General features: G+C 69.1%; 15 protein-coding genes. 10 read left to right on the top strand and 5 right to left on the bottom strand.

The window, feature by feature from the left end; genetic code table 11:
- Positions 1-13 precede the first annotated feature (13 nt).
- Together ACQEVO_RS18610 and ACQEVO_RS18605 are read left to right on the top strand one after the other, a co-directional pair.
- Positions 14-622: a TetR/AcrR family transcriptional regulator gene (locus tag ACQEVO_RS18610; protein WP_432914941.1), complete on the top strand. Its 609-nt coding sequence runs from the start codon at positions 14-16 to the stop codon at positions 620-622.
- 148 nt (positions 623-770) lie between these two features.
- Complete coding sequence (locus tag ACQEVO_RS18605; protein WP_432914940.1) at positions 771-1,283, top strand: DUF1772 domain-containing protein; 513 nt, start codon at positions 771-773, stop codon at positions 1,281-1,283.
- 88 nt (positions 1,284-1,371) lie between these two features.
- Here ACQEVO_RS18605 and ACQEVO_RS18600 read toward each other — a convergent pair whose 3' ends face one another.
- A complete protein-coding gene (locus tag ACQEVO_RS18600; RefSeq protein ID WP_432914938.1) occupies positions 1,372-2,427 on the bottom strand; it encodes a 2Fe-2S iron-sulfur cluster-binding protein in 1,056 nt (351 codons plus the stop codon).
- A 100-nt stretch (positions 2,428-2,527) separates the two neighbouring features.
- Here ACQEVO_RS18600 and ACQEVO_RS18595 point away from each other — a divergent pair, with 100 nt between their 5' ends.
- From ACQEVO_RS18595 to ACQEVO_RS18575, 5 genes are all read left to right on the top strand, one after another.
- Complete coding sequence (locus ACQEVO_RS18595) at positions 2,528-4,012, top strand: class I adenylate-forming enzyme family protein (RefSeq protein WP_432914936.1); 1,485 nt, start codon at positions 2,528-2,530, stop codon at positions 4,010-4,012.
- Positions 3,990-4,895, top strand: a complete 906-nt coding sequence (locus tag ACQEVO_RS18590) for an acyl-CoA dehydrogenase family protein (protein WP_432914934.1) — start codon at positions 3,990-3,992, stop codon at positions 4,893-4,895. The genes ACQEVO_RS18595 and ACQEVO_RS18590 overlap by 23 nt, the downstream gene beginning before the upstream one ends.
- Positions 4,882-5,970 carry an acyl-CoA dehydrogenase family protein gene (locus tag ACQEVO_RS18585; RefSeq protein WP_432914932.1) on the top strand — a complete coding sequence of 363 codons (1,089 nt, stop codon included), beginning with the start codon at positions 4,882-4,884 and terminating at the stop codon, positions 5,968-5,970. The genes ACQEVO_RS18590 and ACQEVO_RS18585 overlap by 14 nt, the downstream gene beginning before the upstream one ends.
- A 1-nt stretch (position 5,971) precedes the next feature.
- The gene (locus tag ACQEVO_RS18580; RefSeq protein WP_432914930.1) at positions 5,972-6,739 is read left to right on the top strand and encodes an enoyl-CoA hydratase/isomerase family protein; all 768 of its coding nucleotides are present in this window, start codon (positions 5,972-5,974) and stop codon (positions 6,737-6,739) included.
- A gap of 178 nt (positions 6,740-6,917) precedes the next feature.
- Positions 6,918-7,553, top strand: a complete 636-nt coding sequence (locus tag ACQEVO_RS18575) for a hypothetical protein (RefSeq protein WP_432914928.1) — start codon at positions 6,918-6,920, stop codon at positions 7,551-7,553.
- A 241-nt stretch (positions 7,554-7,794) separates the two neighbouring features.
- Here ACQEVO_RS18575 and ACQEVO_RS18570 read toward each other — a convergent pair whose 3' ends face one another.
- Both ACQEVO_RS18570 and ACQEVO_RS18565 read right to left on the bottom strand, forming a co-directional pair.
- Positions 7,795-8,532: an SDR family NAD(P)-dependent oxidoreductase gene (locus ACQEVO_RS18570; protein WP_432922791.1), complete on the bottom strand. Its 738-nt coding sequence runs from the start codon at positions 8,530-8,532 to the stop codon at positions 7,795-7,797.
- A 71-nt stretch (positions 8,533-8,603) separates the two neighbouring features.
- Positions 8,604-9,368 (bottom strand): SDR family NAD(P)-dependent oxidoreductase, encoded by a 765-nt coding sequence (locus tag ACQEVO_RS18565; RefSeq protein ID WP_432914926.1) that lies wholly within the window; start codon positions 9,366-9,368, stop codon positions 8,604-8,606.
- Between the two features lie 100 nt (positions 9,369-9,468).
- On the opposite strand from ACQEVO_RS18565, the gene ACQEVO_RS18560 reads away from it, so the two are divergent.
- The 3 genes from ACQEVO_RS18560 (at position 9,469) to ACQEVO_RS18550 (ending at position 12,243) form a co-directional block, all read left to right on the top strand.
- Entirely contained in the window at positions 9,469-10,617 is a 1,149-nt protein-coding gene (locus tag ACQEVO_RS18560; protein WP_432914924.1) for a thiolase family protein, read from the top strand.
- A gap of 265 nt (positions 10,618-10,882) precedes the next feature.
- Entirely contained in the window at positions 10,883-11,770 is an 888-nt protein-coding gene (gene meaB / locus ACQEVO_RS18555; protein WP_432922788.1) for a methylmalonyl Co-A mutase-associated GTPase MeaB, read from the top strand.
- Positions 11,771-11,958: 188 nt separating this feature from the next.
- Positions 11,959-12,243: a hypothetical protein gene (locus tag ACQEVO_RS18550; protein ID WP_432914922.1), complete on the top strand. Its 285-nt coding sequence runs from the start codon at positions 11,959-11,961 to the stop codon at positions 12,241-12,243.
- Positions 12,244-12,405: 162 nt separating this feature from the next.
- On the opposite strand, the gene ACQEVO_RS18545 is transcribed toward ACQEVO_RS18550, so the two are convergent.
- Together ACQEVO_RS18545 and ACQEVO_RS18540 are read right to left on the bottom strand one after the other, a co-directional pair.
- A complete protein-coding gene (locus ACQEVO_RS18545; protein WP_432914920.1) occupies positions 12,406-12,840 on the bottom strand; it encodes a nuclear transport factor 2 family protein in 435 nt (144 codons plus the stop codon).
- On the bottom strand, positions 12,837-13,916 hold the full coding sequence (locus ACQEVO_RS18540; protein ID WP_432914918.1) for an NAD(P)H-dependent amine dehydrogenase family protein: 1,080 nt from the start codon (positions 13,914-13,916) through the stop codon (positions 12,837-12,839). Before ACQEVO_RS18540 ends, ACQEVO_RS18545 begins: the two co-directional genes overlap by 4 nt.
- Positions 13,917-13,945 lie beyond the last annotated feature (29 nt).

Below are 13,945 nucleotides of genomic sequence, written 5' to 3'. Positions count from 1 at the left end.
GAAAAGGGAACCAGTGCCACCACCCGAAGACCGCCGTGTCCGGCGCAGCCGGCGGGCCCTGCGCGACGCCCTGATCGCGCTGATCCTCGAACGCGGGTACGCGAGCGTCACCGTGGAGGACATCACCGCGCGCGCCGACCTCGGCCGCGCCACCTTCTACACGCACTACACCGACAAGGACGACCTGCTCGAACACATCGTCACCGACCTGATCGCCGAGTTACAGGAACGGCAGCGACCGCTGGTCTCGACCTCGTCGGTGGGGTTCACCGGTAAACCGATCCTGGAGATGTTCCGGCACGCCGCCGAGGAACGCGATACCTACCGGGTGATCCTGCGCGGCGAAGGGGACGGCCGCGCGCTGCGCCGGTTCGCCGACGCCCAAGCCGCCACCGCCGCGGCGGTATTCGCGGCGCGCGCGCAAGCCCAGGGCGTGACGCCGAATGTCGATATCGAGCTACTGGCCCGGGCGTGGGCCGGCGAGCAGATCGGCGTGCTGCAGTGGTGGTTGGAACCGGAAACGCGCGCGATGTCCCCGGAAGCGGTCACCACCATGCTGCGCGATCTCTCGCTGCGCGGCCGGTTCTGGGCCTCCGGCTTCGCGGGTGATGCACCGGAGTGAGGTCGCGACGCCCGGCAGCGGTAGGTCGCGCACTCCCGCCCAGGTGAATCGAAACCGGGGGACCGGTACGGTATTCGATGTCTACCTGCGAATCCCGCAGGCCGCGCCTCGGATGAGGTAGTCGGGACCACTCGGACGAGGTGAAAGAATGCTCGACGGAATTCGCGCGACCGTGCTGGTGGCGGCCACCGTGACCACCGGACTGATGGCCGGGGTGTTCGGTATCTACTCGCTGGCGGTGATGCCCGGGCTGGAAAACACCGACGACCGGACGTTCATCGGGTCGTTCCAGGCGATCGACCGGGCGATCGTGAACCCGCTGTTCCTGGCCACATTCATGGGCGCACTCGTACTTTCCATCGCGGCGGCCCTGCTGCAGCTCGGTCCGGGCCGCTCGTCCGTGCTCTGGTGGACGGTGGCCGCGGCGGTGCTCTATCTGGTGACCGTCGTGGTCACCGGCACGGTGCACCTACCGCTCAACGACGCGCTGAAGGCCGCCGGTGCGCCGGCGGATATGGCGGACCCGGCGGCCGTGCGGGCGGCGTTCGACGAGGCGCGGTGGGTCGCCTGGAATTACGTCCGCGTGGCGACGAGCGGGTTGGCGTTCGTTTTCCTTACGTGGGCGCTGGTGCAGTGGGGACGGACCCAGGCGCAGGGTTGAGCCGTCGCCGCGCACGAGCGAGCCGGCAGGACAACGCGGCCACTCGTGCCCCGGGGGCGTGGTCCGACCTACGAAGTGCCCGGCCCGGTCACTCGTAGCGAACCGTCACCGAGGGGGTGTCGGGGACGGCCTGGCAGGTGAGGATGTAGCCGTCCTCGAGGTCGTCGTCGGTGAGGGCATCGTTGATACGCATGGTGGCCTTGCCCTCGGTGAGTTTGGCCATGCAGGTGGCGCAGTTACCCGATTCGCAGGAGAACGGGGGAGTGAGCCCGGCGCGGCGGGCGCTTTCCAGGAGGGTTTCGCCGTCGCGGCGGGGAACCGATTTCTTCTTCCGGTTGAGGTAGATCGTCACGGTGCCCTCTTCGGCGGGTGCGGACGGCGCCGGGGCCGAACCGGGCTGGGTGACCGCGGGTTCCGCTGACGGGGCCGGGGCGGTGGGCGCCGGTTTCGCGGGGGCGCCACCGCCGAAACGTTCCGAGAAGATCCGGCCCGGACCGGGTAGCGCGTTCTCCACCAGCTCCATGAAGGGTTCGGGGCCGCAGATGTAGGCATCGCCGGCGGTGTGCTCGCCGACGAATTCACGGACCTTCGCCGCGTCCACGTAGCCGTGTTCGTCGTCGCGGTGGCGGACGACGGTCAGCCGGTCCGGATACTTCGCCACCAGTTCGTCGAGTGCGGCTTCGAAAATGGCCGAGGGCCGGTCGCGATCGGCGCACAGCAGCCGGACCGTACGGCCGGTGCTCGCCAGGGTGCTCTTGGCCAGCGAGATGATCGGGGTGATACCGCTGCCGCCGGAGAAACCGAGTACCGGCACATCGCCCTCGCGCAGGCAGAACCGGCCGGTGGGCAGGGTCAGCTCCACCTCGTCGCCTTCGCTGAGGTTGTCGTGCATCCAGTTCGACACCGCACCGCCGGGGACCCTTTTGACCGTGGTCATGAACTCGGTGTCGGTCTCCGGTGCGCTGGACATCGAGTACGACCGGAACAGCGGTTTGCCGTCCACGGTGACCTTGAAGGTGCAGAACTGCCCGGCCTGATAGGAGAACGGCCCGTCTTCCGGTTCCAGCACGAAGGTGCGGGTATCGGGTGTCTCCTTGACGATCCGGATCACCTTCGCGCGCCGGAACAGTGGTGGTCTCGCCATGGTCGCCTCCTTCTGGTATTAAGATTCTATCCAGGCGAGAATAGTATTCTCAAATTCGGATAGGAACAGCGATGACGTGCATTCGGATCGGGGGCGGCAGATGAGTGAGGCCACAGTGCCCGCGGAGGTTCCCGGGTCCCCCGCGCCCGCCGGGCGGCCGGAGCCCGCGCCGGCCCCGCAACGGGCGGAACCCACCGTTCTCGCGTTCGAGGAACACGAGTACACCCGCGCCGAACTCGATGCCATGGCCGACGGCCTGGCCGAGACGCTGGCGGCGCGTGGCGTCCGCTCCGGCGAGCGGGTGGCGTTGATGTCGTCGAACCGGCCCGAATTCGTGACCGCGGTGCTGGCGATCTGGCGGCTGGGCGCCGCCGTGGTACTGCTGAGCCCGGCCTGGAAGGACGCCGAGGTCGCGCACGCGCTGGAGATCACCGGCGCCCGGCACGCGGTCGGTGACCATCCGGTGCTGGCGGGTCTCAGCGAGATGGTGTCGCTGGACGAGCCGCTGCCCGCCGTCACCCGCACCTTCGATCCCCCGGACCCCGCCGCCGACGCGGTGCTCGTCTTCAGCTCGGGCACCACCGGTCTGCCCAAGGCGGTGCGGCACACCCACGCTTCCTTCGCGGCGGCGGTGCGGCATTGGCAGGACGCGCTCGGACTGGGCGCAACCGATCGGATCCAGGTCGCGACCCCGCCCTCGCATATCCTCGGCATCCTCAATATCGTGACGGCCCTGGAAACCGGGTCCTGGGTGCGGCTGCATCGCCGGTTCGACCTGCAGAAAGTGCTGGCGCATATCCAATCCGACCGGATCACCATCGAGATGGCGGTCGCGCCGATCGCGCTGGCCATGGCGCAATACCCGGACCTGGAGTCCTACGATCTGTCCTCGCTGCGCTACATCATGTGGGGTGCGACCCCGGTGACCGCGAGCGTCGCCGAAACCGTGACCCGCCGCACCGGTGTCACCTGGCTCCCCGCCTACGGGGCGAGCGAACTGCCCGTGATCGCCTGCAATCCGATCGACTCCCCGCGCTTGGACAGCGTGGGCAAGGCCGTGCCGGGTGTCGAGGTGCGGGTGGTATCGCTCGACGACGGGAAACCGCTCGGGCCGGGCGAGGACGGGGAGATCCAGCTGCGGGCCGCGTCGGTGATGGCCGGATACCTGCCCGAAACCGCGACCGCGGCGGCGTTCGACGACGGCTGGTACCGCACCGGCGATGTCGGCAACGTGGACGAACACGGCTGGCTCCGGCTCACCGACCGGTCCAAGGAAATGATCAAGGTCCGCGGATTCCAGGTGGCGCCCGCGGAAATCGAAGCGGTCCTGCACGGGCACGACGCGGTCGCCGACTGCGCGGTGTTCGGTGTGCCCGACGGCGCCAACGGAGAGGCGATCGTCGCCGCGGTAGCGCGAGCGGGCGCCGTGACGGCCGAGGAACTGATGGCCACGGTCGAACAGCGGCTGGCCGGTTACAAGCGGTTGCGGCAGGTGCAGTTCGTGGACGAAATCCCCCGCCTGCCGTCCGGCAAGGTGCTGCGGCGAGTGCTGAAGGAGCGTTATGGACGTCCGGCTGACGAGTGAACAGCGGCAACTCCGGGAAGCGGCGGCGAAACTGGCCGACGAGCTGGGGCCCGGCTCGGTCCTGGATCTGGCCGACGAGAAGCGCCGGGGCAGGCTCGAGGACGCGGTCGCGGGTACCGGTTTCCGGGAACTGCGGTCCGACGGGGCCTCCGGTGTGGAAGTGGCGCTCGTGGCCGAGGAATTCGGTCGCGGGCTGGTGGATGCGGCACTGCTCGGGCCGGTGCTGGCCGATGATCTGCACGGCCGGTCCGACGGTGATACGTCGCGGTGGACGATCGCGGTGGAGGGGAGCGCGATCGACGCCCGCGGCAGCGACCGGGTGCTGAGACTGGACGGGAGCCGGCTGCTCGCGGGGTCGGTCGGCGACCCGCTCCCCGGCGCCGACCTCACGCGCGGGAATGCGGCGGCCGTCGGGCCGTGGGAGCCGCGCGGGGATATCTCCGACGCGCACCGCGACCGCTGGCAGGCGCTGGCCCTCACGATCACCTGCGCGGACCTGGTCGGTACGGCACGCGGTGCGCAGAAGCTGGCGGTCGAATACGCGAAAGTCCGTGAGCAATACGGTAATGCGATCGGCTCCTACCAGGCCGTGGCGCATCTGCTGGCCGAAAGCGAGGCGCTGATCGAAGGGTCGATCAGCGTGCTGTGGCATGCGGCCTGGGCCGTCGACGAACTCGAGCCGGCCGCCGCGGTGCGGGCGGCGCGGATCGCGAAGATCTACGCGGCCCGCGCCACCCGCACCGTCTGCGAAACCGCCATCCAGGTGCACGGCGGAATCGGCAACACCTGGGAATGCCTGGCCCACGTGTATCTGCGGCGGGCCCTGGTGTCCACCGAACTGTTTCCCGTCCGCCTGGAGGAGGCCGGCCTTGGACTATCGTGATTCCCCGGAAGAAGCAGCGTTCCGGGAACGGCTGCGCGACTGGCTCGCCGGTGTGGCGGGCAAATACCCGACCTCCGGCGACGAATACTGGGCCCGGCAGGGCGAATGGCATGCCGAGCTGTACCGGGCCGGATTCTTCGGATTGTCCTGGCCCCGGGAGTACGGCGGCCAGGATCTCCCCCCGGTCTACGACGTGATCCTGGACGAGGAACTGGCCATCGCGGGCGCTCCGCCCCGGCCCAGCCTCGGATATCTGATCCAGGGTCTGGGCCGGCACGCGAGCCCCGAACTGTGCCGGCGGTTCCTGCCCGGCATGATCGACGGCAGCCAGCGCTGGTGCCAGGGGTTCAGCGAACCGGGCGCCGGATCGGATCTGGCCTCCCTCACCACCACCGCCACCCGCGACGGTGACGAGTACGTGATCCACGGCCACAAGATCTGGACCAGCTACTCGGATGTCGCCGACTGGTGTCTGCTACTGGCCCGCACGGATCCGCAAGCGCCCCGGCACAAAGGCATCTCGGCGTTCGTCGTCGCGATGAAACAGCCGGGCGTGCAGCAGCGGCCGCTGGAAATGATGAGCGGCGTGACCACCGAGTTCGGGCAGGTGCTGTTCGACGGCGCGCGGGTACCCGCCGCCCAGATGGTGGGTGAACCCGGCGAGGGCTGGAAGCTCGCGATGACCGTGGTCGGGCACGAACGTGAACCCTCGACCCTCGGTTACGCCGCCCGCTACGGGAAACTCGTGCGGCAGCTGGCCACCCGGGTCGACGGGACGGCACCGGAGGAACTCGCGTGGGCCGCGGTGCAGGCCGAGATGCTGCGGTTGCATGTGCGCCGGCGGTTGTCCGAACAGCTCGACGGGGTGACCCACGGACCGCAGGGGTCGCTGGACAAACTGCTCATGACTTGGGTCGACCAATCGGTGGGCCACGCCGCCCTTGCCGTCGCCGGTACCGGCGACCAGGAGATGTTCGGTTCCTACCTGTACAGCCGCGCACAGAGCGTGATGGGCGGGACCTCACAGATCCAGAAGAACATCATCGCCTCGCGCATCCTCGGATTGGGAGTCTGAAATGTACGATATGCCCGCCGAAATCGACGTCCGGGCCGACGGCCCGCTGCGGATCGTCACCCTCAACCGGCCGGACGCGCTCAACGCGGTGGACGACGCCCTGCACTCCGGGCTCGCCCGGCTGTGGCCGCGGATTTCCGAAGACCCCGAGGTACGGGCCGTGGTGCTCACCGGCGCCGGAAAGGCCTTCTCGGCCGGCGGTGATTTCAGCTATCTCGAAGAGCTGGGCCGCGATACGGCGCTGCGCGAGAAAACCATCGCGCACGGCCGCGATATCGTCCTCGGCATGGCCCGCTGCCGGGTACCCGTGGTGGCCGCCGTCAACGGCCCGGCCGTCGGTCTGGGCTGCAGCCTCGTCTCGCTCAGCGATATCGTCTACCTCGCCGAAACCGCCTACCTCGCCGACCCGCACGTCCAGGTCGGCCTGGTCGCGGCCGACGGCGGACCGCTGACCTGGCCCCTGCACACCAGCCTGTTGCTGGCCAAGGAGTACGCGCTCACCGGCGCCCGTATCTCGGCCGACCGCGCCCGGGAAATGGGCTTGGCCAACCATGTGGTCGCCGATCCGATGGCCGAGGCGCTGGCCTGCGCCAAGCGGATCGCGGAAATGCCCCGCCAGGCTGTCGAGGCCACGAAGCGGGTCCTGAACATGCAGCTGGAGAAGGCCGTACTGACCTCCCTGGACTACGCCCTCACCGCGGAATACCAGTCGTTCCAGACCGACGATTTCCACGCCACCATCACCCGGCTCACCTCCGGAAAGAAATAACCGAGCCGGAACTCTCACACGCGGAGCTGCCGGTATCGCGGCACCGGCCGCCGTCCGGTGCCGGGCTGCTGGATGATCGCTGTGCAAGGCGGATGGACGTATGCGCTGCCGTCCGTGCGGTTTCCGGAAGTTTGCCGAACCGATAACGGCCGGCGCCGATGAGTGCGAAAATCGGCGCGTGATCGAGTGGCTCGCAGCAGCAGCCGACCCGGCACCCTCCGGATCGTGGTGGACAGATGTCCTGACCTTCGCCGTTCCGCCGGCGGTGGTGCTCGTTGCCTGGATCGGTGGCCGGTACGCGCTCCGGTCTGCGCGCAGGACACCGTACGAGCGGCTCGCCGCGCTGGTGGAACTCCGGGCGGATTGGCCCGAGGGCCTGGAAGGGCGTGACTCCCTGGACCGCTCGGTGGCGCATGCCTTGGCGCGGATCCGGGAGATCGAGGGCGACACCACCCACCTGGATACGACCGCCAACGCCCGGTGGGCGGACTACCGGGTGGCGCTGGAACGCCGCCGGTCGGCGTGCCGGCGCTTGGCCTTCGGCGTGGCTGCGCTCGCCACCTCGGCTTCGATTGCCGTACTCCGGTTTCCGGTGTGGTCCGGTATCGCTGCCGAACGTGGCCGGCGGGAAGCGCTGACCGCGGTCTATCCCCTGATGGTTCTGGCCATCGGTGCGGTGGCGGTCGCCGGGATCGCACTATGGGACCTGAACCGGCTCCGGCAACGGGAAGAGCTCGGCGCCTACCGGCCGAAAACACCGGGTGCGGGTGGCGGCGAGACCCGCCGCCCGGACGATAGCGAGCCGTCTCGGTAGATGCCTTGCGCTCCGTTCGGTCGTGAGCCCGAGGTGGGTTCAGGCTGGAGTATCTGTCCCGCCACAGTCGCCCGCCCCGATGGCCGAACCGGCTCCCATTCGTGGAAACCATTGCGGTCGAAGTCGTTCCGCCGTGCTCAACGGTATGCCCGCCCCATGGGCATACCGTGCTGCGATCACGCTTGCTTCCCGGAGGTGCGGCTGCACCCGGTGGGGCCGTGGGAGGGGTTGCCGGCGAAGACTATCGAGTAGCGAGCAGCGACTCCGAGCGTTGGATAGTGCCGGTGATACCGGTGGCGTCCTGGGCGGCGAGCAGGGCGGCGGCCCGGCCCATCGTTTCCGGCGGTTCCACCATCTCGGCCGGGATATCGCCACCGCCGGACGCTTTCCAGCCCTCGGTGAGCACGACGCGCGAAGGGCTCAGGCAGTTCACCGCGATATTGTCCGGTCGTAGATCCGCGGCCAGTCCCAGATAGAGGCGTTCCACGGCGGCCTTGGACACCCAGTAGGCATTGGCGCCGCGGTCGGTCATCTCGACGCCGGTGGTGGTGACCGCGATGAGCGAGCCGCCGCCGCGGGCGCGGATTTGCGGGATCACCTCGCGGGTCACCAGGAAAACCCCGGTGAGGTTCACGTCCAGGCACAGCTGCCAGCGTTTGAGCGGGGTGGTTTCCACCGGGCCCAGCCACAGCACACCGGCGTTCGCGACGAGGATATCGATTCCGCCGAACTCGGCGACGACCGTGGAGACGGCGGCGTGTACCGATTCCTCTCGGGTCACATCGCAGGGCACCGCCATCGCCCGGCCACCCGTGGTCCTGATCCGGTCGGCCACTTCGTGGATGGTTCCCGGTACCCGCCCGGCCTGTTCGGAGCGCGCCGCGACCGCGACGGTCGCACCGTGCTGGGCAAGGGTTTCGGCGATCGCGGCACCGATACCGCGGCTGGCGCCCGCGACCAGCGCAACCTTTCCGGCCAGCCGCCCGGAGCTGTCCGCCCCGGTGGGCTGGTGCGCCGGTTGCGCCCCGTCGCGGGCCGATTCCACCGGGCTCACTTCGGTGGGAACCGCAGGGCGCCGTCGAGGCGGATGACCTCGCCGTTGAGGTAATCGTTCTCCACGATCGACTGCACAAGCTGCCCGTACTCCGGTGAGCGGCCCATCCGCTTCGGGAACGGGATCTGCGGCGACCAGTACTGTTCCAGCTGGTCGGCGGCCTTGCCGTAGGCCGGGGTGTTGAAGGTGCCCGGGGCGATGGTGACCACCCGAATGCCCAGTGGCGACAGGTCGCGGGCGGCGACCAGGGTCATCCCGATCACGCCACCTTTGGCGGCCGAATAGGGGAGCTGGCCGATCTGGCCCTCGTACCCGGCGACCGAGGCGGTGTTCACGATGACCCCACGCGCACCCTCTTCGGTGGGTTCGGATTCGGCGATGGCCGCCGCGGACAGCCGCATCACGTTGAAGACCGCGGTCAGATAGAACTCGATGGTGGTACGGAAACCGTCGAGCGCCAGGGGTTTACCGTCCTTGCCCACCAGGCGCCCGCCGGTGGCGGGACCGCCGTGGGTGTCGACCGAGATACGCAGCGGGCCGAGGGATTTCGCCTCGTCCACGGCCGCCTGCACCGATTCCTCGCTGGTGGCGTCGGTGTGCACGTAGCGGATACCGAGTTCGGCGGCCAGTTCCTTGCCCTTGTCGTCGGCGACATCGGCGACGACCACTTTGGCTCCGGCCGCGTGCAACCGCCGGACGGTCGCCTCGCCCAGTCCGCCCGTACCGCCGACGACAATCGCCGAACTTCCTTCGATCTGCATGACGCTTCCCTCTCTTGCGATTATCGCTCTCAGATTGAGAGAATACTATTCTCATGTATATCGGCAAGATCGTCGACGTGGCGGAAACTGGAGAGAACTGATGCCCGAAGCCGTGATCGTATCCGCGTTACGCACCCCGATCGGTACCGCCCGCAAGGGCACCCTGCGCGAAACCACCGCTTTCGATCTGGCCCATCATGTGGTCGAGGCGACGGCAAAACAGCTGCACACCGACGCCCCCGTCGACGACCTGATCCTCGGCGAGGGCCGATACGGCGGTGGCGTGATCGCGCGCCACGCCGCGATCACGGCCGGGCTCACCGGTGTGCCGGGCCTGGCGCACAACCGGCACTGCGCGGCCGGAATGGCCGCCGTACAGACGGCCGCCGCGGGTATCCGTGCGGGGATGGACCGGCTGGTGCTGGCCGGCGGGGTCAACGCGGATTCCACCGCCCCCCGGGCGCGCTTCCAGACCGGGCCGGACGAATGGGCGGATCCCTGGGTCTCGCCCTCGCACCCGGACCGCCCGGACGCGCCGAACCTGGACATGTCGATCACGGTGGGCTGGAACGCCGCCGTGAAATCCGGGATCACCCGCGAGGAACTGGACGCCTGGGCGCTGCGGTCGCACCGCAACGCCGTCGCGGCGATCGACGAGGGCCGGTTCGACGACGAGGTCGTCCCGATCGACACCCCGTTCGGGCTGTTCGCCGTGGACGAGCATCCGCGCCGCAGTACCACCATGGAGAAGCTGGCCTCGCTGAAGGTCCTGCATCCGGAGATCGAGGGGTTCTCGATCACGGCCGGCAACGCGGCGGGCGCGAACGACGGCGCCGCGCTGCTCACCGTCGCCAGTGACGAACTGGGCCTGCCCGCACTGGCCACCGTCCGGTCCTGGGCCTCGGTGGGGGTCGACCCCGCCGATACCGGCCTCGCTCCGATCGAAGCGATCACCAAGGCCGCGCGGAAAGCCGGGATCTCGCTCAGCGAGGTGAAACTCTTCGAGATCAACGAGGCGTTCGCCTCGGTACCGATCGCGGCCATCCGCGCGCTGGATCTCGATCCCGACCTGGTGAACGTGAACGGTAGCGGCTGCTCCCTCGGCCACCCGGTCGCGGCCACCGGTGCCCGCATGATCGTCACCACGATCCACGAATTGCGCCGCCGCGGCGGCGGGTTGGCCATCGTCGCGATGTGCGCCGGCGGTGGCATGGGGTCGGCGACGGTCCTCGACGTCGCTGCTCCGTGAGAACGCCGGTCCTGATCTCCACCGCCGCGGTCCGGGCCCGGCGTCCGTCCGGGTCCGGCCGCGAGGTGGATGGCCGGCCACGGGTATACGCGGGGGAACGGAGTCGAGGAGCGCAGGCGTGAGAAATCGAGACGACGGGGGGCCCGCCGCGCTCCGCGATGCCGGAGGTACCGTCGCGGGTCCCCGCGCCGCAGGAGGCGCCGAGGACTCGGCCGGCGGCCGCAACTCCGGGGCTGTCGTAGGTAGAGCCAAGGACCCGGGAGAACTGATCCACGCGGCGCGCGGGGGTTCGGTGCGGGCGGCGGGGCGACTGCTCACCCTGATCGAGGGCGACCGGCGCGATGAGGTGCTCGGGTTGCTCGAGGTCGCGCCGATCCGGGTGGTCGGGTTCACCGGACCACCCGGTGCCGGCAAATCCACCACCATCGCCGCGGTGGTCACGGCCTACCGGTCGCAGGGTTTGCGGGTGGCCGTACTGGCCGTGGATCCGTCCTCGCCCTACAGCGGCGGCGCCCTGCTCGGCGACCGGATCCGGATGGCCGCGCATATCGACGATCCGCAGGTGCTGATCCGGTCGATGGCCACGCGGGGACATCTGGGTGGATTGTCGGCGGCCGTACCCGCGGCGATCCGGTTGCTGGGCGCACTGTCCTACGACCTCGTGGTGATCGAATCGGTGGGTGTGGGGCAATCGGAGATCGAGATCGCCGCCGTGGCCGATCCGACCGTCGTGGTCCTGACCCCGGGCGCCGGTGATGCCGTGCAGGCGGCGAAAGCCGGGCTGCTGGAGGTGGCCGACCTGCTGGTCGTGAACAAGGCGGATCGCCCCGGTGCCGACCAGACCGTTCGTGAGTTGCGGGCCGAATCCGAGGTTCCGATTCTCACCGCCGTCGCCGCCGAGGGCACCGGAATCCCCGATCTGGTCACGGCCATCGACGATCACCACCGCGCCGACACCGCGGAACGCCGGGCCGCCCGGGCCAGATCACAGATCCTGTCGCTGGCCTATTCGAGGTTGCGCGCGCATCCGCAACTCGAGACGCTCGCCGCCGCGGTGGCCACCGGACGCTGTGATCCCTACACCGCCGCACAACGGTTGGCGTCCGACGCCGCGGAACTGCCGGCCGGGGACGGCGAGGTGGGTGGTCGGTAAGCGCGTGGGCGGCCGGGCTGTGGCGGCCCGACGCCGCGTCGTCACTGGTTATCGCGCTACGGCCGAGAACAGGAACTGTTGAGCCGTGGCTCGTCTCACGATGGAAACTCGTGTCCTGTCCGGCATCGGGCAACCCGAGAGGATGTACGGCACTGTGCGGCTCGGCGGGGATACCGGATGATGGGGGCGTGAATGCTCCCGCACCAGGCCCGGTTTTCGATGTGTTGGCCGTGTTGAACGGCGCAGTGGACCTGCGGTCCTATCCGCGCCGGAATCTCGTCCTGAGTTCCCCGCGAATCGGTAGCAGCTCTTTGTTCAGCGGGGACGCCTATCGACGCGCTGTCTTCGAGCCCGTCGTCCATTTGGTCAACGGGATAGAGTTCCTCGAATCCCAAGGCTGGGAATTGGTCAGCGTGGTCGAACGAAACATCGACACTTCCTGCTACACAATGGCATTCATGCGCCGCGTCTGAGTGAGCCGCTGCCGGCAACACAGCGTCCGGGCCGCGGCGCCGCCATCGCGGTCGTCACCGACGGGCTGGTGCGGCTTCGGCCCCCCCGCCGGCGCGCCGAACCGACCCGGCTGCGTGGGTTTCGGGGACGGCGCCGAGTACCGGGAGACACGGCGTGGGGACTCAGCCTGCCGTGTCACCCGGCGGATTTCCCTGCGCTGGTGTGTAGTCCAGGTGCAGGCGGGTCAGGCGCTGGGTGCGGATGCGCCACCGGTCGCCGGTCTTCGCGTAGGTTTCGTGATAGTGGCCGAAACCGTGGATCCGGGTGCCGTCCGGGAAGGTGAGCCGGTCCTCCATGGCCCAGATGCCGGTGGCCTCGGTGTCGGAGAACAGTTCGATCTCCGGGGTATGGCCGTGGTGGATCGTGATCGCGTCGCCGATCCGGGGCGTGAGGAAGGCGAGGAATTCGTCGGCGCCGGTGATCACCTCGCCACCCGAACCGGTGACATCGATGACGACGTCATCGCAGAACAGTTGCCGGAAACCGGCCCAATCCTTGGTATCCATCAGGCGGAAATAACGGGCCTTGAGGGCGCGGATCGCTTCGTAGTCGTTCATCGGGGTCCCAGCGTCGCGGTGATCGGGGGCAGGTCGAGGACGGTGCGGATACCGGGTGCCGCGGCGCAAACGTAGCGGATCGCGTTGACGGCCCGGTTCGCGGTGTAGGCGGGGGAATGCCGGGCCATCTGGTCGAGCGGGAACGGGAAGACCATATCGATCTCGAGCGGTGCGTCACCCGCCACGCTGAGATGCCATCCGGTGGGGCGGATCTCCCAATCGGTCTCGGCCTGTGCGCCGCAATGCCAGATGGCCTGGAAGCGCACCACGGTGCGGCCCTGATGTACGCCGGAGATCGTGATGCGCTGGGCGGCAACCGTTCCCTGCGGAATCGTGCCGGCGGCGATGTCGAATGTGCGGGTGGCGGTGGCGACCTCACCCGTGGCGGTCACCTCGTCCAGCGGACGGCCGATACCGTCGGCGAGCAGCCGCAGGGACGGACCGAAGCTGTTGCGCAGATGATCCAGCCGGACCTGGGCGAAATCGCCCGGCGGGCCACCGAATCCCATCACGTCGAACAGGATTCCCGGGGAGTTGCGCCGGGACAGATCCGCGTACTCCTGGATGGTGAGCAGGTCCAGGCGCCGCTGAATCGACGACAGCACCATCGGCACGGCTTCGGTGATGAAACCCGGGCTGCTGCCGGTGCTGTGGATCGAGGTGCCGCCGGTGGTGCATGCCGCCTCCACCCGCGCCCGCACCGCCGGATCCATGCTGCCGGGATGGTGGAAGACGCCGGCCGTGGTGACGATATTCGTGCCGGCCGCCAGGATCCGGCACACCTCGTCGATATCGCAGGTCTGCGGCATGTAGAGCACGCAATCCGGGGTGTCGCGCAGGATCTCGCCGATATCGCCGGTCGCCCGGACGCCGGTCGGTGTCGGTGACCCGCACAGGTCGGCCGCATCGCGACCCTGTTTGTCCGGGTTGTGTGAATACACACCGGCCAGCACGAGTTCCGGATGTTCGACGATCCCGCGCAGGGCGCGGGCGCCGATGGTGCCGGTGGCCCATTGCGCGACCCGTAACGTTGCGGCCGGCTGCGCTGCCGGGGCCGCCGAGGGGGAAGGTTGCATCGGAAGCCTATCGGTTGGGCGTGCGGGCC

Source organism: Nocardia sp. CA-290969 (assembly GCF_050936135.1).
GTDB lineage: Bacteria > Actinomycetota > Actinomycetes > Mycobacteriales > Mycobacteriaceae > Nocardia.
The sequence above is the reverse complement of the archived record's forward strand: the minus strand, read 5'-3'. Positions and strand labels throughout refer to the sequence as shown.